The sequence below is a fragment of the Tistrella mobilis KA081020-065 genome (assembly GCF_000264455.2).
Lineage (GTDB): Bacteria > Pseudomonadota > Alphaproteobacteria > Tistrellales > Tistrellaceae > Tistrella > Tistrella mobilis.
Genome location: NC_017956.1, coordinates 2809850 through 2833584 on the forward strand (window position 1 = coordinate 2809850; position 23735 = coordinate 2833584).

Annotated in this window: 18 protein-coding genes; 14 read left to right on the plus strand and 4 right to left on the minus strand. The window is 70.0% G+C overall.

The window, feature by feature from the left end; all coding sequences use genetic code 11:
- Positions 1-19 precede the first annotated feature (19 nt).
- The gene (glmU, locus tag TMO_RS12795; RefSeq protein WP_014746056.1) at positions 20-1384 is read left to right on the plus strand and encodes a bifunctional UDP-N-acetylglucosamine diphosphorylase/glucosamine-1-phosphate N-acetyltransferase GlmU; all 1365 of its coding nucleotides are present in this window, start codon (positions 20-22) and stop codon (positions 1382-1384) included.
- Between the two features lie 14 nt (positions 1385-1398).
- On the opposite strand, the gene TMO_RS12800 is transcribed toward glmU, so the two are convergent.
- Positions 1399-2748: an alanine/glycine:cation symporter family protein gene (locus TMO_RS12800; protein ID WP_041606261.1), complete on the minus strand. Its 1350-nt coding sequence runs from the start codon at positions 2746-2748 to the stop codon at positions 1399-1401.
- Positions 2749-2985: 237 nt separating this feature from the next.
- Between TMO_RS12800 and TMO_RS12805 the strand changes: the two genes are divergently transcribed.
- The 6 genes from TMO_RS12805 to plsY all read left to right on the plus strand — a co-directional run bounded on the left by TMO_RS12805 (position 2986) and on the right by plsY (position 9008).
- Positions 2986-3912 (plus strand): AEC family transporter, encoded by a 927-nt coding sequence (locus TMO_RS12805; protein WP_014746058.1) that lies wholly within the window; start codon positions 2986-2988, stop codon positions 3910-3912.
- A 223-nt stretch (positions 3913-4135) separates the two neighbouring features.
- Positions 4136-4984, plus strand: coding sequence for an ABC transporter ATP-binding protein (locus TMO_RS12810; RefSeq protein WP_051045514.1), 849 nt, complete (start codon positions 4136-4138; stop codon positions 4982-4984).
- A complete protein-coding gene (locus TMO_RS12815) occupies positions 4984-5796 on the plus strand; it encodes an ABC transporter permease (RefSeq protein ID WP_014746060.1) in 813 nt (270 codons plus the stop codon). Before TMO_RS12810 ends, TMO_RS12815 begins: the two co-directional genes overlap by 1 nt.
- Before the next feature lie 161 nt (positions 5797-5957).
- On the plus strand, positions 5958-6893 hold the full coding sequence (locus TMO_RS12820; RefSeq protein WP_014746061.1) for an aspartate carbamoyltransferase catalytic subunit: 936 nt from the start codon (positions 5958-5960) through the stop codon (positions 6891-6893).
- A gap of 84 nt (positions 6894-6977) precedes the next feature.
- Positions 6978-8321 carry a dihydroorotase gene (locus TMO_RS12825; RefSeq protein ID WP_014746062.1) on the plus strand — a complete coding sequence of 448 codons (1344 nt, stop codon included), beginning with the start codon at positions 6978-6980 and terminating at the stop codon, positions 8319-8321.
- Between the two features lie 51 nt (positions 8322-8372).
- Positions 8373-9008, plus strand: coding sequence for a glycerol-3-phosphate 1-O-acyltransferase PlsY (gene plsY / locus TMO_RS12830; RefSeq protein ID WP_014746063.1), 636 nt, complete (start codon positions 8373-8375; stop codon positions 9006-9008).
- On the opposite strand, the gene TMO_RS32585 is transcribed toward plsY, so the two are convergent.
- Together TMO_RS32585 and TMO_RS12840 are read right to left on the minus strand one after the other, a co-directional pair.
- A complete protein-coding gene (locus tag TMO_RS32585; protein WP_051045380.1) occupies positions 8993-11737 on the minus strand; it encodes an AMP-binding protein in 2745 nt (914 codons plus the stop codon). The genes plsY and TMO_RS32585 overlap by 16 nt on opposite strands.
- A complete protein-coding gene (locus tag TMO_RS12840) occupies positions 11734-12732 on the minus strand; it encodes a hypothetical protein (RefSeq protein ID WP_014746065.1) in 999 nt (332 codons plus the stop codon). The genes TMO_RS32585 and TMO_RS12840 overlap by 4 nt, the downstream gene beginning before the upstream one ends.
- A gap of 196 nt (positions 12733-12928) precedes the next feature.
- On the opposite strand from TMO_RS12840, the gene dprA reads away from it, so the two are divergent.
- The 6 genes from dprA (at position 12929) to TMO_RS12870 (ending at position 22485) form a co-directional block, all read left to right on the plus strand.
- Positions 12929-14074 (plus strand): DNA-processing protein DprA, encoded by a 1146-nt coding sequence (gene dprA / locus TMO_RS12845; RefSeq protein ID WP_014746066.1) that lies wholly within the window; start codon positions 12929-12931, stop codon positions 14072-14074.
- Positions 14075-14173: 99 nt separating this feature from the next.
- Positions 14174-17002, plus strand: coding sequence for a type I DNA topoisomerase (gene topA / locus TMO_RS12850; protein ID WP_014746067.1), 2829 nt, complete (start codon positions 14174-14176; stop codon positions 17000-17002).
- A gap of 192 nt (positions 17003-17194) precedes the next feature.
- Positions 17195-19540 carry a ribonuclease R gene (gene rnr / locus TMO_RS12855; protein WP_014746068.1) on the plus strand — a complete coding sequence of 782 codons (2346 nt, stop codon included), beginning with the start codon at positions 17195-17197 and terminating at the stop codon, positions 19538-19540.
- Complete coding sequence (locus TMO_RS12860) at positions 19540-20310, plus strand: HpcH/HpaI aldolase family protein (RefSeq protein ID WP_014746069.1); 771 nt, start codon at positions 19540-19542, stop codon at positions 20308-20310. Before rnr ends, TMO_RS12860 begins: the two co-directional genes overlap by 1 nt.
- A 24-nt stretch (positions 20311-20334) precedes the next feature.
- Positions 20335-21585 (plus strand): Bcr/CflA family multidrug efflux MFS transporter, encoded by a 1251-nt coding sequence (locus TMO_RS12865; protein ID WP_014746070.1) that lies wholly within the window; start codon positions 20335-20337, stop codon positions 21583-21585.
- A 126-nt stretch (positions 21586-21711) separates the two neighbouring features.
- The gene (locus tag TMO_RS12870; RefSeq protein WP_014746071.1) at positions 21712-22485 is read left to right on the plus strand and encodes a ferredoxin--NADP reductase; all 774 of its coding nucleotides are present in this window, start codon (positions 21712-21714) and stop codon (positions 22483-22485) included.
- 31 nt (positions 22486-22516) lie between these two features.
- Here the strand turns inward: TMO_RS12870 and TMO_RS12875 are convergent, their stop codons facing one another.
- Positions 22517-23113, minus strand: coding sequence for a PAS domain-containing protein (locus TMO_RS12875; protein WP_014746072.1), 597 nt, complete (start codon positions 23111-23113; stop codon positions 22517-22519).
- Positions 23114-23428: 315 nt separating this feature from the next.
- Between TMO_RS12875 and rpmG the strand changes: the two genes are divergently transcribed.
- A complete protein-coding gene (gene rpmG, locus TMO_RS12880; RefSeq protein WP_014746073.1) occupies positions 23429-23596 on the plus strand; it encodes a 50S ribosomal protein L33 in 168 nt (55 codons plus the stop codon).
- Positions 23597-23735 lie beyond the last annotated feature (139 nt).

Sequence of the window (23735 nt, forward strand, 5' to 3'; positions counted from 1 at the left end):
TTCGCTGAGGCCGTTCCCCATGACCCCGATCACCTGCATCGTTCTCGCCGCCGGCAAGGGCACCCGTATGCGTTCCGACCTGCCCAAGGTGCTGCATGCCGTGGCCGGGCGCGCGATGGTGCTGCATGTGATCGACGGTGCGCGAAGCCTGGCGCCCGACCGGATCGCGGTGGTGGTGGGTGCCGGTGGCGATCGGGTGCGGGCGGTGCTGGCCAAGACCGCCCCCGACGTCACCGTCCACGACCAGACCGACCAGCTGGGCACGGCCCATGCGGTGCTGGCCGCCCGGCCGGCGCTGGAGGCGGCCGCCGCCGACGGCGGCGACGTCATGGTGCTTTATGGCGACACGCCGCTGATCCGGCCCGAAACCCTGGCCGCACTGGCAGAGGCCCGGCGCGTGCAGGATGCCGCGGTTGCGGTTCTGGGCTTCCGCCCGGCCGATCCCGGCGCCTATGGCCGGCTTAAGCTCGATGCCGATGGCCGGCTGGAGGCGATCGTCGAGTTCCGGGAGGCGACAATCGAAGAACGCGCCATCGGCCTGTGCAATTCAGGCGTGATGTGCCTGGATGCCGCAGCCGCCCTGTCGATCCTGGACCGGATCGGCAACGACAACGCCAAGGGCGAATACTATCTGACCGATGCGGTCGCCATCGCCCGGGCCGATGGCCGCAGCGCCGTGGCCGTCGAAGCCGCCGCTGCCGACGAGGTGCTGGGCGTCAATGCCCGCAGCGAGCTGGCCGCGGCCGAGGCCGCGCTGCAGGCCCGGCTTCGTCTGCGTGCCATGGATGAAGGGGCGACGCTGGTGGCGCCCGAGACCGTCTTCCTCTCGGCCGATACCCGCATCGGCCGCGACGTGATCATAGAGCCGAATGTGGTGATCGGCGCCGGGGTCAGCATCGCCGACGGTGTCGTGATCCGCGCCTTCAGCCATCTGGAGGGCTGCACCGTCGACGGCGGTGCGACGGTCGGTCCCTTCGCCCGGCTGCGGCCGGGGGCAGAGCTTGGCCGGAACGCCCATGTCGGCAATTTCGTCGAGATCAAGAATGCGACGCTCGGCGAGGGCGCCAAGGTCAACCATCTGTCCTATGTCGGCGATGCCCGGATCGGCGCGCGCAGCAATCTGGGCGCGGGCACCATCACCTGCAATTATGACGGCGTCGGCAAATGGCAGACGGTGATCGGCGCCGATGCCTTCATCGGCTCCGACAGCTGCCTGGTGGCGCCGGTGACGATCGGCGACGGCGCCTATATCGCCACCGGTTCGGTGATCACCGAAGATGTGGCCCCGGATGCGCTGGCCATCGCCCGCGGCCGCCAGGTGGAAAAGCCCGGGCGCGCCGCAGAGCTGCGCGCCCGGTTCAAAACCCGTGCGGGCCAGGACTGATCGGCAGAGGCCGATCAGTCCTGGCCGGCCTTCCAGGCCTTCACGGTGGCGAACACCGTGCCCGACAGCGCCAGCAGGGCGATGAGGTTGGGCACCGCCATCAGCGCGTTCAGGATGTCGGCGATCGTCCAGACCAGGCCCAGATCGGCGACGGCGCCCGCGAACAGCGCCGCCACCCAGGCCAGCCGGTAGGGCAGGATGACCTTGGGGCCGAACAGGAACTGGGCGCAGCGCTCGCCGTAATAGCTCCAGCCCAGAATGGTGGTGAAGGCGAACAGCACCAGGCCGATGGTGACGATCCAGCCGCCGAAACCGGGCAGCCCCGCCTCGAAGGCCGCGGAACTGAGCGGGGCGCCGCTGGCACCCTCGGTCCACAGGCCCGACATCACGATCACCAGCGCCGTCATGGTGCAGACGATGATGGTGTCGATGAAGGTGCCGAGCATCGCGATCAGGCCCTGGCGGACCGGATCATTGGTCCGGGCGGCGGCATGGGCGATCGGGGCGCTGCCCAGACCCGCCTCGTTCGAAAAGATGCCGCGCGCGACGCCGAAGCGGATCGCGGCCATCACCGTCGCCCCGGCAAAGCCGCCGGCCGCGGCGGTGCCGTTGAAGGCGCCGTCGATGATCGTCGCGAACGCCGCCGGCACCCGGTCGATGCCGAGCAGGATGACCAGCAACGCACCGCCGATATAGAACACCGCCATCGCCGGCACCAGCTTCTCGGCCACCGCCCCGATACGGCGGACACCGCCGATCACGACCACGAAGACCAGGACCATCATCACCAGCCCGCTGACCCAGAGCGGCACGCCGAAGCTGTGCTCCATGGCGGTGGAGATGGAATTGGCCTGCACCGTGTTGCCGATGCCGAAGCCCGCCAGCATGCCGAACAGTGCGAAAAGCAGACCGAGCCAGGCCCATTTCGCGCCCAACCCGTTGCGGATGTAATACATCGGCCCGCCGACATGGGCGCCGGACAGGTCGGTTTCGCGGTACTTCACCGCCAGCACGGCTTCGGAAAACTTGGTCGCCATGCCGAAAAGCGCGGTGATCCACATCCAGAACACCGCCCCCGGGCCCCCGAGCGCGATGGCGGTGGCGACGCCGGCGATATTACCGGTGCCGATGGTGGCCGACAGCGCCGTGGCCAGCGCCTGGAAGGGGCTGATCTCGCCCGCCACGGCCGTATCGCCCGGTTTGCGCCGCCCGAAGGCCAGCGCGAAGCCGGTACCGATGCGCCGGAGCGGCAGGAAACCCAGCCCCAGCATCAGATAGACGCCGGTGCCCAGCAGCAGCACAAGCGTCACCGGCCCCCAGACGACGCCCGAGACGGCGCCCAGCAATTCGTTCAACTCGGTCATCTTCACCTCTTCTTCCGGCGCGGGGGCGGCCGGCGCGGGTCGAAAGCCCCCCGCGAGGTTCATCTTGCCGCCAAGATTGGCCGCTGACCGGTGATGACGCAACCTTTCCGCACCCGAACACCGTTCAATTCCGCAGATTCATGCAGGACCATACGTCCGCTCTGCGACCGCAGGGATTGCACGCCAGCTCGGTGCGGATCATGCTTGGCGCCCCGCCCGTCCTCGCCGGATCGCCCGATGACCGAGACCTTCCTTGCCCTGCTGCCCGTCTTCGCCGTCATCCTGCTCGGCGCCGGGCTCAGGCGGGCGAAGATCCCGGGCGATGCCTTCTGGCCGATGATCGACCGGCTGACCTATCTGGTGCTGTTTCCGGCCCTGCTGATCACCAGCACCGCCCGCGGCGCCTTTCCTGCCGCCAGCGCCGTGCCGATGGCGGCGGCGCTCACCGGCGGCATCCTGATCATGGCGGGCGCGCTGGTCCTGATCCGCCGCCTGCTGCCGGTGGACGGGCCGGGCTTCAGTTCGGTCTTTCAGGGAGCGTTGCGCTACAACACCTATGTCGCCTTCGCGGCCACCACCGCCATCGCCGGCAAGCAGGGCATGGCGCTCGCCGGTCTTGCGGTGGCGGCGATGGTGCCGCTGCTGAACCTGATTTCGGTGATCTGCGTGGCGGCCTGTGCCGTCCCGCCGGGCGAGGACGCGCCGCCACGCCCGCCTCTGCTCCGGCTGATCGTCACCAACCCGTTGATCATCGCCTGCGCGATCGGCATTCCGCTCGGTGTCTCGGGGCTGGGCCTGCCGCCGGTGGTCGACGGCGTGCTCGACATCCTGGCCCGCGGCTCTCTGCCGCTGGCGCTTTTGTCGGTGGGCGCCGGGCTGTCGCTGCATCTGGACGGCCGGGCGGCCTTCGCGATCGGGTTTTCGGGCGCCATCAAGCTGCTCGGTATGCCGCTGATCGCCCTGCTGATCCTCTGGCCCTTCGGCGCCGACGACACCACCCGGACCGTGGCGGTACTCTTTGCCGCATGTCCGACGGCGACATCGGCCTATATTCTCGCCCGCCAGCTTGGGGGCGATGCACCGCTCGCCGCCGCCGTCATCACCGTCAGCACCTTCGCGGCGCTGATCACCATGCCGCTGATGCTGGCCCTGGTCGTGCCGTGACGCCCCGCACAGCTTTCGGCTTGACCTCGTGCTTCCAAGGCGTTACCGCCAAGCCCAAAGGCGCCACCGCGTGCCGGAACGAGACGATCATCCGCCGCAGGGACAGGAAACCGTGAGCCAGCCGAGACAGTCCAGGTCCGTCGCCGCCACCGATCCCGCCCGCCGCAGCGCCACAGCCGATGTGGCCGCGGCCCTGATCGGCGTGACCAAGCGTTATGGCGCGATGGCCGCGCTGGACGGCATCGACCTGACACTTCACCGCGGCGAGGTGCTGGCCCTGCTCGGCCCGAACGGGGCCGGCAAGAGCACGGCACTTTCCCTTCTGCTGGGTCTGCGCAGGCCCGATCAGGGCCGGGTAGAGCTGTTCGGCCGCAGCCCCGACGATCCGGCGGCACGCGCCATGGTCGGCGCCACCCCCCAGGACACCGGCTTCCCCGAAACGCTGAAGGTGGGCGAGGTCATCGATCTGGTCTCGGCCCATTATCCGAACCCGGTGCCCAAGGCGGAACTGCTCGACCGTTTCGGCCTCACCCCGCTTGCCGCCCGCCAGACCGGCGGGCTGTCCGGCGGGCAGAAGCGCCGGCTGGCGGTGGCGCTCGCCTTCGCCGGCCGCCCGGCCGCGGTCTTCCTCGACGAGCCGACCACGGGCCTCGATGTCGAAGCGCGGCGTATGCTCTGGGCGGCCGTCGACGGTTATGTCGCCGGCGGCGGCACGGTGCTGCTCACCACCCATTATCTGGAAGAGGCCGAGGCGCTCGCCCGGCGGATCGCGGTGATCGATCAGGGGCGCGTGGTCGCGGAAGGCGCGCTCGACGACATCCGCGGCCGGGTCAGCCTGCGCCGGGTCCGCTTCACTGCCGCCCATCTGCCGCCGCTCGACGCCAAGGCGCTCGGCATCGAACGGGTCGAGCGCTCGGGCACCGAAATCGTCCTGGTCACCGCCCGCGCAGACGACACGGTCCGCGCCCTGGTGATGAGCGGGGCGCCCTTCTCCGATCTCGAAGTCCGGGCGGCAACGCTCGAGGAGGCGCTGATGTCGATCGTGCGCACCGGCCGTGGGGAGGCTGCGTGATGGCCGGAACCGAAACCACCCGCCCGCAGCAGGCCGGTCTCGCCCAGGTGGCGACGGCGCCCGCCGCACCCGGTTTCGGCCGGCTGTTCGGCGCGCATCTGGCGGCCAATCTCAAGGAACTCGGCCGGTCCAGCTCGTTCGCCATGTCGACCGTGGCCATGCCCTCGCTGCTCTACCTGTTCTTCGGCGCAACCAACGCCTCCAACCCGGCCGAGGCCGGGCGCCTCGCCGCCGCCTGGGGGCTGTTCGGCGTGCTGGGGGTCGCCTTCTTCCAGTTCGGTGTCGGCGTCGCCCAGTCGCGGGAACGGCCCTGGTTCACCTATCTGCGCACCCTGCCGGCCGGCGGCGGCCCGCGCATCGCCGCCCAGGTGGCGACCGCCCTTGCCTTCTCGCTCGCGGCCGTGGCCCCGGTCATCCTGCTCGCGGTGCTGATCAACGGTGCCACGCTCACCTTTCTCGCCTGCCTGAAACTGCTGCTGGTGCTGGTGCTGGGCGGCGTGCCCTTCGCCCTGCTCGGTCTCGCCATCGGCTTCAGTGTCACGGCCCGGGCCAGCGTGCCGATCGCCCATCTGGTCTATTTCCCGCTGGCCTTCCTGGGCGGGCTGTGGCTGCCGCCGGACATGCTGCCCGCGATCGTCAACCAGATCTCGCTGCTCACCCCCACCCGGCACTATGCCGAACTGGCCTGGAGCGCCATTGCCGACGGGCCGCTGCCGCTGGTGCACTGGGCCTGGCTGCTGGGCTGGGGCATCGTCTTCGCCTGGGTGACGCTGATGGCCTATCGCCGGGACCGCGGCCGGCGCTTCGCCTGACCGGCCACACGCTCATCAGGGTTTGCACCGGGCTTGCGGAAGCGGTCCCCCCTCCCGTATAGTCCGCCGCCGAGGTGCGGAAGGGTCCTTCCGCGCCCGCCGTCGCACGCGCACGGCCGGCGACAGCCGCTCGCCGGGCCGTCGGGTCAAGGGACTGCCACATGGACACCGGCTACGCACACCGCCACCTGCTCGGCATCGAGGGGCTGACCGCCGACGAAATCGGCTATCTTCTCGACCTGGCCGACGGCTATGTCGACCTGAACCGGCAGGCCGAGAAGAAGCGGTCGACGCTGAAGGGCCGGACGGTCATCAACCTGTTCTTCGAGAACTCGACCCGCACCCGCACCTCGTTCGAGCTGGCGGCGAAGCGGCTCGGTGCCGACGCGATCAACATGTCGGTGGCGACGTCGAGCGTGAAGAAGGGCGAAACCCTGATCGACACCGCCCAGACGCTGAACGCCATGCATCCCGACATCCTGGTGGTGCGCCATGGCGACAGCGGCGCGGTGAAGCTGCTCTCGGAAAAGGTCCATGCCGGGGTGATCAATGCCGGCGACGGCAATCACGAGCACCCGACCCAGGCCCTGCTGGATGCGCTGACCATCCGCCGCCGCCGCGGCCGGATCGCCGGGCTCAAGGTCGCGATCTGCGGCGACATCCTGCACAGCCGGGTCGCGCGTTCGAACATCCATCTGCTGAACGCCATCGGCGCCGAGGTGCGGCTGATCGCGCCGCCGACCCTGGTGCCGACGGCGATCGAGCGCATGGGTGTCAAGGTCTACAACCGGATGGAAGAGGGGCTGGAAGGCGTCGACATCGTGATGATGCTCCGCCTGCAGCTGGAGCGCATGCACGGCGCCTTCATCCCCTCGATCCGCGAATACTTCCACTTCTACGGCCTGTCCTACCAGAAGCTGGCGGTGGCCGCCCCCGATGCGCTGGTCATGCATCCGGGACCGATGAATCGCGGCGTCGAGATCGACAGCGAGCTGGCCGACGACATCGACCGCAGCGTGATCCTGGATCAGGTGGAGCTGGGCGTCGCCGTGCGACAGGCCTGCCTGGACGTGCTCTGCCGCAACCTGCCAGCCTGATCCGCCGCCAGATCCGACAGCCGACGTTTTTCAGGGCCGGTCCCGCACCTGCCCGCCGCTTCTCCCCCAAGGGACATCTGCGTCATGCCCACGCCCGTCTTCGCCGAAACGACGCCCGACCGCAGCCCGATGCCCGGCCGGGTCGCCTATGTCAACGCCCGGCTGATCGATCCGGCGACCGGCACCGACCGCATCGGCACGCTGCTGACCGAGGGTGAGACCATCGTCGATATCGGCGCCGGCCTCTTCGCCGATGGCGTGCCCGAGGGCGTGCAGGTCGTGGACTGCACCGGCCTGGTGCTGGCGCCGGGTCTGGTCGACATGCATGTCCATCTGCGCGAGCCGGGCCACGAGCACAAGGAAACCATCGAAACCGGCAGCCGCGCCTCGGCGGCGGGCGGTGTCACCACCATCGCCTGCATGGCCAATACCGCGCCGGTGATCGACGACATCGCGCTGGTCGATTTCATCCGCCGGCGGGCGCGCGAGACGGGCCTCGTCAACGTGCTGCCGGTGGCCGCGATCACCAAGGGGCTGAAAGGCGAACAGCTGGTCGAGATGGGCCTGCTGGCAGAAGCCGGCGCCGCCTATTTCAGCGATGACGGCCTGCCGGTCCGCGACACGCTGGTGATGCGCCGGGCGCTGTCCTATGCCGGCGGCATGGGCCTGCTGGTCGCCCAGCATGCCGAGGATCACAGCCTGGCCGGCTGCGGCTGCATGAACGAGGGCGAGACCGCCACCCGGCTCGGCCTGCCCGGCATCCCGTCTGCGGCCGAGACCGTGATCGTGGAGCGCGACATCCGCCTGCTGGAGCTGACCGGCGGCAAGGCCCGCTATCACGTCGCCCATATCTCCACCGCCGAGGCGGTGGAGGCCGTGCGCCAGGCCAAGCGCCGCGGCCTGCCGGTGACGGCAGAGGTCACCCCGCATCACTTCACGCTCGACGACCGCGCGGTCGGCGACTACCGGACCTTCGCCAAGATGGCGCCGCCGCTGCGCGCCGCCCGCGATGTCGACGCCATGATCGAGGGCCTGGCCGACGGTACGATCGATGCGGTCGCAACCGACCACGCCCCCCACGACCAGGACAGCAAGCGCGTGCCCTTCGCCCATGCCGCCAATGGCGTGGTCGGGCTGGAAACCATGCTGCCGCTGACCCTGGAACTGGTCCGCGACGGCCATATGTCGCTGATCGATGCGGTGGCGGCGATGACGCTGAAGCCGGCCGATCTGCTCGGCATCGCCGCCGGCAGGCTTGCGAAGGGCGCACCCGCCGATCTGGTGCTGTTCTCCACCGAACATGAATGGGTGTTGAACGCGGCCCTGCTGCATTCGAAGTCCAAGAACACCCCCTTCGATGGCCGCACCCTGCGCGGTCGGGCGCTGCGGACCGTGGTCCGCGGCCGTACCGTCTTCCAGCTCGCCTGACCCGCAAGGCCCTCACCCCAGCCCCCCTGATCCCCGCAGGAGCCCCCGCCCATGGCTGCAGAGACCGCCCCCTGGCTGCTCGTCATCGCCGCCCTGGGCGGCTATCTGCTGGGCGCCATCCCCTTCGGTCTGGTGCTGACCCGCATGGCCGGGCTCGGCGACGTCCGCAAGATCGGCTCAGGCAATATCGGCGCCACCAATGTGCTGCGCACCGGCAATAAGCCCCTGGCGCTGGCGACGCTGATCCTGGACAGCGGCAAGGGGGCGGCCGCCACCCTGATCGCGCTGGCCCTGCTCGGCCCCGATGCGGCACTGGCGGCCGCCGGGGGCTCGGTTCTGGGCCATCTCTTCCCGGTCTGGCTGGGCTTCAAGGGCGGCAAGGGCGTCGCCACCGGGCTCGGCGTGCTGCTGGCCGCCGACTGGCGGATCGGTCTTGCCGCCTGCGCCATCTGGCTGGTCACAGCCTTCCTCACCCGCTTCTCGTCGCTGGCGGCGCTGGTCGCCTTCGCCGCCGCCCCGGTGCTGTCGTGGTTCCTGGCCACGCCGGAGCTGGCCGGCGTCACGCTGTTCATCGCCGTGCTGGTCTTCATCCGCCACAAGACCAACATCGCCAGGCTGCTGGCCGGAACCGAACCGAAGATCGGCAAGAAGAAGGACGGAGCGGGAACAGATCAGGCGGAGGGCTGATCCGGCCAGGCGTCTCCGATCGCGGCCACGATGCGCGCAAGATTGGCCTCGTCGGTCGCGAGCGCTGCATGATCGCCTGCAACCTCCACCAGCCGGACATCCGACGACACCCTGTCCCAGCCCAGAAGATGGCCATGCCCGGCATATGACGACCGGGTATGCGATGTCACGATCAGCAGCAGACGGCAGTCAAGCCGGCCCGGCTGCCATCCCACGATCATGGCCCGGCGAATGGCCGAAATCAGCGCCCGTTCTACCCGGATCCGGTTCCGGCGTCCCGGTGCCGCCCGCCGCGCAAAGGCCGCGACCAGCCTGAGCGCCCGATGGTCGGGCCTCTGCGCCAGGGTGAAGAACAGCTTGGACATCGGCTGGCCGATCCCACGAACCAGCCGCCGTCGGAAGCCCGGCGACGGTTCGGGGATCCTGCCCGCCTGCAGCAGGGAGGCCGCATCGTCATGGCTGGCGACGATGTCGCCGACCACCACCATTCCGGCCACCAGACCGCGATCGGCCAGGATCTGCGCCGCGGCGACCGCCAGCCGCCCGCCGAAGGACAGACCGACCAGACCGAAATCAGGCGTGGCGCCATCGGGTCCGGCCGCGCCGGTCAGATGGGCGGCGATCCTGTCGGCCACCTCCGCCGCCAGATCCTCGATGCCCCGCCGCCGGGACAGTTCCGCATCCAGGTCCGGCAGGGCCACCAGACGCACCGTCGCCATCCCGGCACAGCGCGCGGCCAGGACGATCAGATGCCGGGCCATGCCCATCACCCCCGGCACGAAAAACAGCAGGCGGTCCGTCACGCCCGCCATGCCGCCACTCAACGCCCGACGCAGATCGGCCGGCGTGATCGCGCCGTTCAGAAGAGTGACCGGCAACGGCCGGCCGGCCAGCGTCTCCACCCGTGTGGCGAAGCGCATCAACTCCAGGCTGTCGCCGCCCAGTTCGGTGAAGGTCATGCCGGCCAGGGGGGCGGCGGCGCCGAACATCTCGGCCCAGGCACGGTCGACGGCATCGGCCAGCGCCGGATCGCCCGTCTCGCCGACCGATACCAGTGCCGGCGCCGGAGATGCGAGAGGTACCGTCGGCAGGTCAGCCAGGCAGTCGGCAAGAGCGCGACCATCCAGCTTGAAATTGGCCAGCCGCGGCAGTTCCGCCATCACCAGCAGACGCCGCGGCACCAGATGCGGCGGCAGCTCCGCAGCCAGGCGGCTGCGCAGGGCCGCAGGGTCGATCAGCCGCCCCGGCGCCGGCACCACCACCCCCGCCAGGGCCGTCTCGCCCTGCGGTGTCCGGTCCGGCAGAACCGCGGCATCCCCCACCCCCGGCAGGGCGCGCAGGGCCGCCTCCACCTCGGCCGGCTCCACCCGATGGCCGCGGATCTTGAGCTGACCATCCGCCCGGCCCAGGAATTCGAGCTGCCCGTCGGCGCGGATCCTGCCCAGATCGCCCGGACGCAGCCGCCGTGCCCCCGGCGCCACATCGCCGCCGGTCAGAAAGGTGGCGGCGGTCAGCTCCGGATCCCGCCAATAGCCTGCCGCCATATAACGGCTTTCGACCTCGATCTCGCCGATATCGCCATCCGGGACCGGCCGGCCCCCGGCATCCACCAGCCGCATGCTTCGGTCTGCAACCGGCCAGCCGACCGGCACCACCCCATTGGTGGGGCAGGTTTCGCGATCGATCAGCCAGTGTCGGTAGATGGTGGCATTCTCGGTGGAGCCGATGCCGACATAGATCCGGGCATCAGCCGGCGCATCGGCAAAGACGCGCGCCAGATCGGCGGCAAGGATCCGCTCCCCCGCCAGATAGGCGACACGAATGCCGCCCAGCGCCGCCGGGCCGGCCCCGCCATCGGCCAGGACACGCAGCACCGTCGGCATGGCGTGAAAGATGGTCGGGCGGGTGGCCGCGAAGCGCCGGCCGGCGGCGGCGACGCCTTCGGTCCTAAGGTCCACCGGAATGACGGCGGCTCCGGCGAGGAGCGCGCCATACATGTCGCGAATGGCACCGTTGACCGCTGGCGAATACAGCCAGGTCAGGCGATCGGCGGCAGAGATGTCCAGAACGTCCCGATACTGAAAAACGTCGTGCAGCAGCCCCCTCTGGGTCTGCCAGACCCCCTTGGGGCGGCCGGTGGAGCCGGAGGTGTACAGAACATAGGCGGCATCATCCGGCCCGCCCCGGGGCGACCAGCCGGCCGGCGGCGGCGCCAGATCGTCGATGGCGAGCACCGTGGCCCCTGCGGCCATGGCCGCCGCCATCAGCTCCGGTCGCCCGGCTGCGGTCGCCCGATCGGTCAGCACCAGCCGCACCCCGGCATGGCCCAGGATCAGCTCGTTGCGGGCTGCCGGAAAGGAGGGGTCGATCGGCACATAGGGCCGCCCGGCCGCAAGCGCCCCCAGCAGGGCCGCCAGGCAACCGGCCGAGGCGGGGATCGCCACCGCCACAGGCTCCGGCCCCTCTCCGCCCGATCCCTCTCCGCCCAGGCCCTCTCCGCCCAGGCCCTCTCCGCGCGCCCCCCTCCGGCCGTCGATCGCCGCGGCGATCCGCAGCGCCTGCCCCAGCAGGTCGCCATAAGTCGTCGCAGCCCCGGGCCCCAGAACCGCAGGGGCGCGGGGGTTGCGGGCCGCGCAATCGGCAAAAACCGCGAAGACCGGCCGTTCCAGACGGTCGGGCGCGATCGGCACCAGCAGCGCCTCGGGCGTCGCGGCAGGCCGCCCGATCATGTCGTCACCCGGCGCAGCTGCCACATCATCCGCGCCGCAGCCCGCAGATCCACCGACAGCGGCAGCACGCAGGCACTGGCCAGGATCATGCCCCCGGCCCCCGGCCCGGCGCGCAGCCGGTCCACCACCGCAGCCAGATCGCGGCCGCCCCGGCCAATCAGCCGGTGGTCAAGCCCCACGGCCGGCAGGGCCCCCGCCAGCGCCTGTGCCGGCAGCGCCTCCAGCACGGCCTGATCCAGATGCACCGCCCAGCGCGCCGCCCCGGCCGGCAGGGGCCACCAGGCCGTGGCATCGGCCTCGTGAAGATGCAGCATGTTGAACCCCAGCCCGTCCGCCGCGGCCATCACGCGGCGGTCGGTGTCGTCGATCGCGGCCGCCAGCCGGTCTCCGGCGGCACCTGCGGGCAGGGGCCAGCGGCCATGGCCGCGATGCTTCGCGGCAAGATAGACCCCGTCGGCACCCGCGGCCGCAATCGCCGCCACCAGCCGCACGGCCCGCGCGGCAACCGCGCCCAGCGCCGCAATCACGGCCTCGGGCGCCTCGGCCAGATGCCGGGCCAGCACATCCGTCGTCGCCAGCTGGGCCAGAACCGTCGCCGGGGCGAACAGCGTGGTCAGCAGCGGCACCGGCCGGGTGCGGGTCGCGGCCATATCGGCGGTCGCCTTCAGAACCGCCTGCTCGCGCGGATGCCAGGGGGCTGCCGCCGCAGCCCACCCGATCCCTACCCAGTCCGACACGGCCGCGACCGGCCGGTGCAGAATGGTGCGCAGGCCCACCGGATCGGGCCGCCAGCAATCCGTCAGGCCGAAGGCCGCCGCCTGCCAGGTGCCGGCCGGGGTCAGCTTGATCAGATCGCCTTCGAGCCGCCGATCCAGAGCACGCGTGGCGGTGACCAGGGCCGGGGCGGTGACGTCACGCCGCGGATGATGTCGCCACAGCGCGACCTTCGTCCGGCGCCCATCCGCCCGCCATCCTGTCCCGGCTCTGCCAGACACGGCCTCACCTCTCTTTATCCACAGATCCGCCTGGTATGAAGACCGCCGCACCCTACCCCGAGCCGCGCCCCGGCGGCCAGACCGGAGCAACACATTCCGGCGCCGCCCGGTGATGAATCTACAACTGAAAAGCGACGTACGCGCATAATTCCTGGATCATTGACGCAGAACGGGATGCGCATGCATTCTGTGGCCCATGTCCAGAACCCGCGTCGGCGGGCTGACGCGGGCGGAGCGCCTCGACTGGTTGAGGCTGATCCGGACCGAGCAGGTCGGCCCCATCACCTTTTTCGACCTGCTCGACCGCTATGGCAATGCCGCGGCGGCGCTGGAGGCCATTCCGGAGCTGGCGAAACGCGGCGGCAGGTCCCGTCCGCTGACCCCGCCCTCGCGCAGCGCGGCAGAGGCGGAACTGCGCCGGATTACCGCGGCCGGCGCCCGGCTGGTGGCGCTGGGCGAGCCCGGCTATCCGGCGCCGCTGGCCCGCATCCCCGACCCGCCACCCCTGCTCCAGATCCGCGGCCATGATGCCGTCGCCGCCGCACCGGCGGTGGCCCTGGTCGGCGCCCGATCCGCCGCCCTGCCCGCCATGCGCCTCGCCGGCCGCATGGCCGCAGATCTGGCCGCGGCGGGTGTGGTGGTGGTCTCAGGCCTTGCCCGCGGCATCGATGCCGCCGCCCATGACGGCGCCCTGCGCGCCGGCCCGGGCGGTGCCGGCACGATGGCGGTGGTGGCGGGCGGGATCGATGTGGTCTACCCGCCGGAACACGCCGCCCTCCAGGCGCGCATCGCGGCCGAGGGGCTGCTGGTCGCCGAACAGCCGCCGGGCACCGAACCCCAGGCCCGCCATTTTCCCCGCCGCAACCGGATCGTCGCCGGCGCGACGCTCGCCACCGTGGTGGTGGAAGCGGCGCCGCGCTCGGGCTCGCTGATCACGGCCAGGCTTGCGGGCGATTATGGCCGCGAGGTGCTGGCGGTGCCGGGCTCCCCCGCCGATCCGCGTTCGGAAGGCGCCAACCGGCTGATCCGCGACGGCGCGACCCTGGTCCGCGATGCCGCCGACGTGCTGGAGGCGATCCGCCCGCTGATCGACCGGCCGCTTGCCGAACCGGTCATGGAGACGGCCGTCGCCCCGCCGCCCATGGCCCCGGATCCGGCGGAACTCGACCGTGCCCGACGCGAAATTCCCCGCCGGATCGGCGCGTCTGCCGCACGTCTCGACGATCTCGTCCATGAGTCCGGCTTGACGGCGGCGACCATTCTCACGATTTTGTTGGAACTGGAACTTGCCGGGCGGCTCGATCGCCTGCCCGGACAGAAAGTGTCGCTGAGCATGGGCTGATCCCCGCGCCCCGGCCGCGGCGCGAGGAAGGCCCGACGTTCCCTTCGTGAGATGGGTACCGGCGGGTCCGTTGAAGCGCGGAGACCAGCAAGGCAGCTCATGAAGGTCGTCGTCGTCGAATCGCCTGCGAAAGCCAAGACGATCAACAAGTATCTCGGCGATGACTTCAAGGTCCTCGCGAGCTACGGCCATGTCAGCGATCTGCCGGCAAAGGACGGATCGGTGCGCCCGGATGAGGACTTCGCGATGACCTACGAGGTCGATCCGAAGTCCGAACAGCATCTGAAGGCCATCGCCAGCGCGCTCAAGGGCGCCGATCAGCTCTTCCTCGCCACCGACCCCGATCGCGAGGGCGAGGCGATCAGCTGGCATGTCCACAATGCCCTGACCCGGCGCGGCGCGCTCAAGGGCGTGCCCGTCAAGCGGGTGGTGTTCCACGAGATCACCAAAAGCGCGGTGCAGAAGGCGATCGCCAATCCGCGCGACATCGACATGAACCTGGTCAACGCCCAGCAGGCGCGCCGGGCGCTGGACTATCTGGTCGGCTTCAACCTGTCGCCGGTGCTGTGGCGCAAGCTGCCCGGCTCCCGCTCGGCCGGCCGCGTCCAGTCGGTGGCGCTGCGGCTGATCTGCGAGCGCGAGGCCGAGATCGAGGCCTTCCGCAGCCGGGAATACTGGACGATCGATGCCGAATTCGCCGCAGGCGAGCGCCGGCTGCTCGCCCGGCTTCACGCGCTCGACGGCAAGAAGCTCGACAAATTCGCCCTTGGTTCCGAGGACGAGACCAAGGCTGTGCTGGGCCGGCTGGAGGCGCTCTCCGACTGGCGCGTCTCCGATGTCGAGCGCAAGCAGGGCCGCCGCAACCCGGCGCCCCCCTTCACCACCTCGACCCTGCAGCAGGAAGCCAGCCGCAAGCTCGGCTTCTCGGCCAAAAAGACCATGCAGGTCGCCCAAAAGCTTTACGAGGGCATCTCGCTCGGCCGCGAGACCGTCGGTCTGATCACCTATATGCGAACCGACAGCGTCAACCTGTCGAACGAGGCGGTGGCCGCGATCCGCGACATGGTCGACCAGGTCAACGGCCCCCGCTACCTGCCCGACCGGCCGCGCAGCTTCGCCAACAAGGCCAAGAACGCCCAGGAAGCACATGAAGCCGTGCGCCCGACCGACGTGTTCCGCCGGCCGAAAGAAATCCGTTCCCATCTCGACGACGATCAGTTCCGGCTCTACGAGCTGATCTGGAAGCGCACGGTGGCGAGCCAGATGGCGGCGGCGATCCTGGATCAGGTCGCGATCGAGGTGACCGATGGTGCGAAGGTCGCAACCTTCCGCGCCACCGGCAGCGTCATCGCCTTCGACGGCTTCCTGGCGCTCTACCAGGAAGGCCGCGACGACGAGGAAGAGGACGAGGAAAAGCGTCTGCCCAATTTCGAGCGGGCCGAACCGCTCGATCGCGGCCCGCTGAAATCCGACCAGCATTTCACCGAGCCGCCGCCGCGCTATACCGAGGCGACGCTGGTGAAGAAGCTGGAGGAACTGGGCATCGGCCGCCCGTCGACCTATGCCTCGATCATCTCGGTGCTTCAGGACCGCAACTATGTGGTGCTGGACAAGAAGCGCTTCGTGCCGGAAGACCGTGGCTGGCTGGTCACCGCCTTCCTGGTCAGCTTCTTCGACCGCTATGTCGAATATGATTTCACCGCCCGGCTGGAGAACGAACTCGACCAGGTGGCAGAGGGCGAGGTGGACTGGAAGGCCGTGCTGCGCGCCTTCTGGGACGCCTTCCACATGGCGATCGACGGCACCAGCGACCTCAAGATCTCCGATGTGCTGACGGCGGTCGAGGCGCGGCTCGAATCCCATGTCTTCCCGGACAAGGGCGACGGCAGCGATCCGCGCGCCTGCCCGGCCTGCGCCAATGGCCGGCTGTCGCTGCGCCTCGGCAAGTTCGGCTCTTTCGTCGCCTGCTCCAACTATCCCGAGTGCAAGTTCACCCGGCCGGTCGGCGGTGCCGCCGGCACCGGCGACGGGGCATCGGAAGCGGGTGCCACCGGGCTGGATGTCGGCCCCAAGCATCTGGGCGACGACCCGGCGACGGGCCTGCCCGTCACCCTGCGCAAGGGCCCCTATGGCGTCTATGTCCAGCTGGGCGACGGCGGCAAGGGGGAAGAAAAACCCAAGCGCGCCTCGCTGCCCAAGGGGCTGACGCCAGAGGCCGTCACCCTCGACATCGCCCTCGGCCTGCTGGCCCTGCCGCGCGAGATCGGCCAACATCCGGAAACCGGCGAGATGATCACCGCCGGCATCGGCCGGTTCGGTCCGTATCTGAAGCATAACGGCGCCTTCAAATCGCTTACCCCCGACGACGATGTTCTGACCATCGGCATCAACCGGGCGGTCGCCCTGCTCGCCGAGGCGCCTAAGGGCCGCGGCGGTTCGGTCGCGCCGCTGCGCGTGCTGGGCGAACATCCCTCGGGCGGCGAGATCGCGCTCTACAAGGGCCGCTACGGGCCTTACGTGAAGCATGGATCGGTGAACGCCACCCTGCCCCGCGCGGCCGATCCCGAGGCGCTGACGCTGGACGAGGCCGTGGCCCTGGTCGATGCCCGCGCGGCCGCGACCGGCAAGAAGGCAAAGCCGGCGAAGAAGACGTCCGCATCGAAGGCCAAGGCCGAGAAGCCCGCGGCCAAGGCGACGAAGGCATCCACCGCCAAGGCCGCCCCCAAGCGCAAGGCCGCCGCAGCGGCCGAGCCCGACGAGGTGCCCTTCGACGATGCCGTGCCGGCGAAGGCGGCTGCGAAGACGGCAGCTGCGCGCAAGCCGGCTGCGAGCAAGGCGGCCCCGAAGAAGGCAGCCACCCCCAAGGCGGCCGCTGCGAAGAAGCCCGCGCCGAAGAAGACTGCCGCGAAGACGAGTGCCGCCGGCTGAGGCCGGCGGCAACCTTTCGCGCCCCCGGATGTTCGCCCGAAACAGCGGGCACCGACCTCCAACCACTTGATCGCACACGGCAGGTTTGCGTGCCCACGGCTTGCGGGGCGGACGCGGGCGGCGTACCGTGCCGCAGGATGATGCCGGCCGTGTGTCCACGGGCGGCGCCCGCAGAGAAAGCCACCAGCAGCCTTGACCTCCTCCTCGGACGACGGCACCGACCGCCTGCCCACCCGCGAACAGATCCTGGCCTTCATCGCCGAGAGCGACCGACCGGTCGGCAAGCGCGAGATCGCGCGCGCCTTCAACATCACCGGCGGCGCCCGCATTGCGCTGAAACGGATCCTGCGCGAGCTGAAAGAGGACGGCTCCCTGAAGCGCGCCGGGCCGCGCCGCGTCGCCGAACCCGGCGTCCTGCCCTCGGTGCTGGTGGTCGACGTGGTCTCCATCGACGACGAGACCGGCGAGGCCGAAGCCCGGCCGGCGGTCTGGGACGACGACGAGCGCGGGCCCCCTCCGCCGATCGTGGTGCTGCGCGAAGGCGGTCTGCGCCCGCGTGACGAGGCGGCCCCCGGCTTCGGCGACCGGCTGCTGGTCCGCCTGCATCGCGGCGATGCCGATGCCTATGAAGCGCGGGTGATCCGCCGGCTGGAAACCCGGTCGCGCCGGGTGACCGGGGCCATCCGCTCGATCGATTACGGCTGGCGGCTGATCCCGGCCGACCGCCGCGCGAAGACCGATTATTCGATCGAAGAGGCCGATCTGGGCGGCGCCGAGGACGGCGAATTCGTCGTCGCCGAAACCCTGCCCGGCCGGCGGCTGGGCCTGCCGCGGGCCCGGGTGGTGAAGCGGCTGGGCCAGGAGCAGACGGCGCCCGCCATCATCGACCTTGCGATCGAGGCCCACGGCATTCCCGATCACTTCCCGGCCGCCGCCGTGCGCGAGGCCGAGGCGGCGACGGCGCCGAAACTTTCCGCCGGTCGCGAGGATCTGCGCTCCATCCCCTTCGTCACCATCGACGGCGAGGATGCCCGCGACTTCGACGATGCGGTCCATGCCGAGCCCGACCCGGATCCGACCAATCCCGACGGCCACATCATCCGGGTCGCGATCGCCGATGTCGCCCATTACGTCACCGCCGGCAGCGCGCTCGACCGGTCGGCCGAAGAGCGCGGCAATTCGGTCTACTTCCCCGACCGGGTGGTGCCGATGCTGCCGGAAGCACTGTCCAACGGGCTGTGCTCGCTGCGCCCGCACGAGGATCGCTACTGCCTGGCCGCGATGATGCGCATCGACGGCCAGGGCACCCTGCTGGAACACTGCTTCGTCCGCGGGCTGATGCGCTCGGCCGCGCGGCTGACCTATAACCGGGTTCAGGCCGCGCATGAGGGCCGGCCCGATGCCGAGATCGAGCCGCTGATGGCGCCGGTCATCCGGCCGCTCTACGCCGCCTTCCAGGTGCTGGATGCCGCCCGGCGCCGGCGCGGCGCGCTCGAGATCGACATGCCCGAACGCCGGGTGGTCATGGACGAGACCGGCCGGGTGACCGATATCCGCACCCGCCAGCGCTTCGACGCCCACAAGTTGATCGAAGAGTTCATGATCCTGGCCAATGTGGCCGCCGCCGATACGCTGCTGCGGCGCAACCGGCCCTGCCTGTTCCGCGTCCACGACCAGCCGCCGGCCGACAAGGTCTCGGTGCTGCGCGACTATGTGAAGTCGCTGGGCCTCAGCTTCACCAACTCGGTGCATGTCGACCCGCGCGACTTCAACCGCCTGCTCAAGGCGGTGGCGAACACGCCGCTGGAGCATCAGGTGAACACCACCGTACTCCGCAGCCAGTCGCAGGCGACCTACAGCCCCGACAATATCGGCCATTTCGGCCTGTCGCTGGAACGCTACGCCCATTTCACCTCGCCGATCCGGCGCTATGCCGATCTGATCGTGCACCGCTCGCTGATCAAGGCGCTGAACCTCGGCTCCGACGGGCTGGACGGGGCGGCCGCCGACGGTCTGCATGCGCTGGGCGAGCATCTGTCGATCACCGAGCGCCGCGCCGACCTGGCCGAGCGCGAGGTAACCAACCGCCTGCTGGTGGTGTTCCTGGCCGACCGGGTCGGCGCCACCTTCGGCGGCCGGATCACCGGCATCCACGGTGTCGGCCTGTTCATCGAACTCGACGAGACCGGGGCCGACGGTTTTGTCCCGATCTCCACCCTCGGCCGCGAATTCTTCATCCTGGATCCGTCGGAACAGGCCCTGATCGGCGAACGCTCTGGCATGCGTTTCACCCTGGGCGACCGGGTGGAGGTGCGGCTGCGCGAGGCCGATATCGTGGCGGGCGGGCTGCTGTTCGAACTGATTGAAGGCGGCCGTGCCGGCAAGCCGCCGACCCCGGGCCAGGTCAAGCGCCTGAAGGCCATCGCCCGCGAGGTGGCAGCCGAACGGGCCCGCAACCGCCGCGATGGCGGCGGCGGCCGGGGTCCGAAAACCGGCCGCAACCAGAACGGCCGTCATGGGGGATCGAGGAGACGCTGATGATCGAGAACCGGCTGCGCCGCATCATTCAGGAAGCGGACGGCTTCGCCGTCGGCACCTTCCTGATGTCCGACAGCGCCACCTCGGCGGCGCTGATGGATGCCGCGGGCTACGATTTCCTGGCGATCGACCGCCAGCACGGCGTGATCGACGACGCCACCTGTCTGCGCCTGCTGGCCGAATGCGGCCGTCACGGCACCACGCCGATCGTGCGCATCCCGGCCAACCGGCCCGAGGATGCGATGCGGGCGCTGGACCATGGGGCGCTGGGCGTGATCGCACCGCTGATCGACGACGACGTCGGCGCTGCGGCACTGGCCGCCGCCTGCCGTTTCCCGCCCCGCGGCGGGCGCAGTTTCGGGCCGGTGCGCGCAGCCCCCATCCATGGCCGCAGCTATCTGCAGGCCATCGACGACAGCGTGCTCGCGATCGCGATGATCGAAACCCGCGCCGGGCTGGATGCGCTGGACCGGATTCTGGCGGTGCCCGGCCTGGATGCGATCTTTGTCGGCCCCAATGATCTGGGGCTGGCACTCGGCCTCGGCTTCACCGGCGGGCGGACCGACACACAGCCGGCGCTGGCCGAAGCCGTGACCGCCATCGTCACCCGCGCCCGCGGTGCCGGCATTCCGGCCGGCATCCATTGTACCGATCCGGCGATGGCCCGGGCGATGCGCGGCCTTGGCTACCGCTTCGCCACGGTCGGCAGTGATCTTGGGCTGATGGCCCAGGCGGCCGCCGCCAGCGCCGACCAGTCCCGCGCCTCCTGATCCACACGAAGGCCAATCCTTTCCATGTCTGTCCGCCCCGAGCATGCCGCCGCCGCCGGTGCCGGCCAGCCGCCGATGTTGAAGCTTGCCCTGATCCTGGGGCTGCTCGCGGCCTTCGGGCCCCTGTCGATCGACATGTACCTGCCGGCCTTCCCGGCGATCGGCGCCGATCTGAAGGCGGATGCCGCGGCCGTGCAAGCGACGCTGGCGCTGTTCTTTATGGGCATCGCCGGCGGCCAGCTGGTCTATGGGCCGCTGGCCGACCGCTTCGGCCGACGGCGGCCGCTGCTGGCCGGCTGTCTGCTCTACGCAGCCGGCAGTATCGGCTGCGCGCTGGCGACCGATGTCGACCAGCTGATCGCCTTCCGTCTGGTGCAGGCGCTGGGCGGCTGTGCGGGCATGGTGATGTCGCGGGCGGTGATCCGCGATCTGTTCGATGAACGCCATTCGGCGGTGATGCTGGCCCGGCTGATGCTGGTGATGGGTGCCGCCCCCATCCTGGCACCGCTGATCGGCGGCCAGCTGCTGGAGATCGCCGGCTGGCGGGCGATCTTCTGGCTGCTGTCGGGGGTGGGCGTGCTGGCACTGGTGGTGGTGGCGCTGTTCCTGCCCGAAAGCCTGCCGGCCGAACGCCGCCGGCGCCAGGGGCCGGGAGAGATCGCCCTCACCTATCTGCGCTTCGCCATCGACCGGCGCTTCATCGCCCCGGCGCTCGCCAGTGGTGCGGCGATGGGGGCGATGTTCGCCTATATCTCGGGCTCGCCCTTCGTCTTCATCGAGCTGCACCAGGTGCCGCCGGCCGCCTATGGCTGGCTGTTCGGCGCCAATGCCGCCGGCCTGATCCTGGCCTCGCAGTTCAACGCCCGGCTGGTGCGGAGCACGAGCCCGGCCGCGATCATGCGCCGGGCCAATCTGGTCCAGGCCGTGGCGGGGCTGGTGCTGGTGGCAGTGGCGATCAGCGCCGTTTCCACCCCCGGCACCACGCTGGCGCTGGTGGCGATCATGCTGCCGCTGTTCCTGTGCATCGCCATGAACGGGCTGATCAATCCCAATGCCACCGCGGTCGCCATGGCCCCCTTCGGTGCCCGGGCCGGCAGTGCCGCCGCCCTGCTGGGGCTGATCCAGTTCGGCACCGGCGCCATCTCGGCCGCCATCGTCGGCGCGCTCGACGACGGCACGGCCTGGCCGATGGCGGCGGTCATCGCGGGCATGGGGATCGCCGGGGCGATCGCGGCACGTCTTGCCGCACCGGCACCCGCGGGGACGAGGCGATGATTGCCATGCCCGGACGAAACCACTACTAATCGAAGAAGCGCGACCATCTTAAAACGCGAAACGAATTTGTGTTTTTCTCGTTTCGCGATGCGGCCCTCTCCACGCCAGACCTTGGAAGCTTGAGCGATGAGCAACATCCGTACCGAGCGCGTGATCGACGTTCACCACTGGACAGACCGGCTGTTCAGCTTCACGACGACGCGTGATCCGGCATTCCGCTTCGAAAACGGCCAGTTCACCATGATCGGGCTCGAGGTCAACGGCAAGCCGCTGCTTCGCGCCTACAGCGTCGCCAGCCCGAACTATGAAGAGACGCTGGAATTCCTCAGCATCAAGGTGCAGGACGGCCCGCTGACCTCCAGGCTTCAGCACATCAAGCGCGGCGACGCGCTGCTGGTCGGTGCCAAGCCGGTCGGCACGCTGGTGAAGGACAATCTGCGCCCGGGCCGCACGCTCTATATGCTGTCGACCGGCACCGGCCTTGCCCCCTTCATGAGCCTGATCCGCGATCCCGACGTCTATGACCGCTTCGAGAAAGTGGTGCTGACCCATACCTGCCGCGAGGTCAGCGAGCTGGCCTATCACGACTACATCTCGAAAGAGATGCCGGCGCACGAGTATTTCGGCGATGCGGTGCGCGAGCAGCTGATCTACTACCCCTCGGTGACCCGAGAGCCGTTCCGCAACCAGGGCCGGATCACCGACCTGATCGACAGCGGCAAGCTGTTCACCGATATCGGCCTGCCGGAATTCACGCCCGAGCATGACCGGATCATGATCTGCGGCAGCCCGGAAATGCTCGCCGACCTGCAGAAACGGGCCGAGGACCGCGGCTTCACCGAGGGCAACAGCAGCCGCCCCGGCGAATACGTGATCGAGAAGGCCTTCGTCGACCGCTGATCGACGCGCCACCTTCAGGCCCCGGCCCGGCTCAGCCGGCCGGGGACGGCACGCACGGCCTGCAGACGACATCCCGCCGCCTGGCCGGCAGCTCGGCACTTTCCAGCAGTTCCCAGAGCGGCAGGGACAGCGGCGGCACCACCCGCCAGTGGAAGGCGACCAGCAGCCGGGTCACAACCGGCCTGGCGCCATTGCCGTCGCCCTGGCCCAGCGGCAGCACCATCCGGGCGTAATGCAGCCGGCGCCGGCTGCCGGGCCGGACATAGAGCGCCAGCGCCAGCCAGCACAGCCCCTCGGCCGTGGACGGCCCATAGCTGGCGGCGGCGCGGCTGCGCAGCTCTTCCGGCAGCGCGTCGGGCAGCTCACGCCCGGTCAGATCCCGGTCGAACATCTCGCGCAGGCGCTCGCCCGCCGTGCGCACCCGCCAGCGATCGGCGGCCAGCACGTCGAGCAGCATCAGCTGGGGCAGGATCCGGCGCAGGGCCTGCGGATCGACGGCAGACGGGGGTGGCAGGGCCGCTGAAGCCGGCCGCCAGTCGCGCCAGAGGTCGAACAGGGTCGCGAAGGCGCCCCTCCGCCCCAGCAGCCGCCGGAACCCCTCTTCATCAACCTCGTATGCCACCGCCATTCCCCGATCTGGTCCGGGCAGCCGGTCTGCCGCCCGCCTCCGCACGCGGCCCGCAGCTTAGCCGCACCGGGGTGAAATGGGCAGTGCCCCCTTGGAAATCATCACAACCGGACACGGCGCTTGACAAGGCTGCGCCCATGAATAAGGTGCACGTCTCTACGTCCGGCGCCGACGTTACGGCGCCGTCAACGAACACCCGCGCGATCGGCCGCCAGCCGGTCGCCCGCCCCCGGGAGACCGGGGGACGGCGGGGCGCCGGTGGCCCAGATGCCGCCGCCCTCCGGGGCAACCGGATAGCGATACGAGGATTGAGCGATGGCCAAGCCCGCCACCGTGCAGATCAAGCTGGTCAGCTCCGAGGGGACCGGCTTCTTCTACGTGACCAAGAAGAACCCGCGCACCCAGACCGAGAAGCTCCAGCTGCGCAAGTACGACCCGAAGCTGCGCAAGCACGTGCTGTTCAAGGAAGCCAAGATCAAGTGATCCCGCCCTCCCTTCGGGGAGGATGCGGATCGCTCAGGCGACCGACGACGCGAAAAAGGCCGCATGCCCGATCCGGGTACGCGGCCTTTTCATTTGGCAGACTTTTTACCTGAGGCATCCGAGGCGCGTCTTGAGCGTC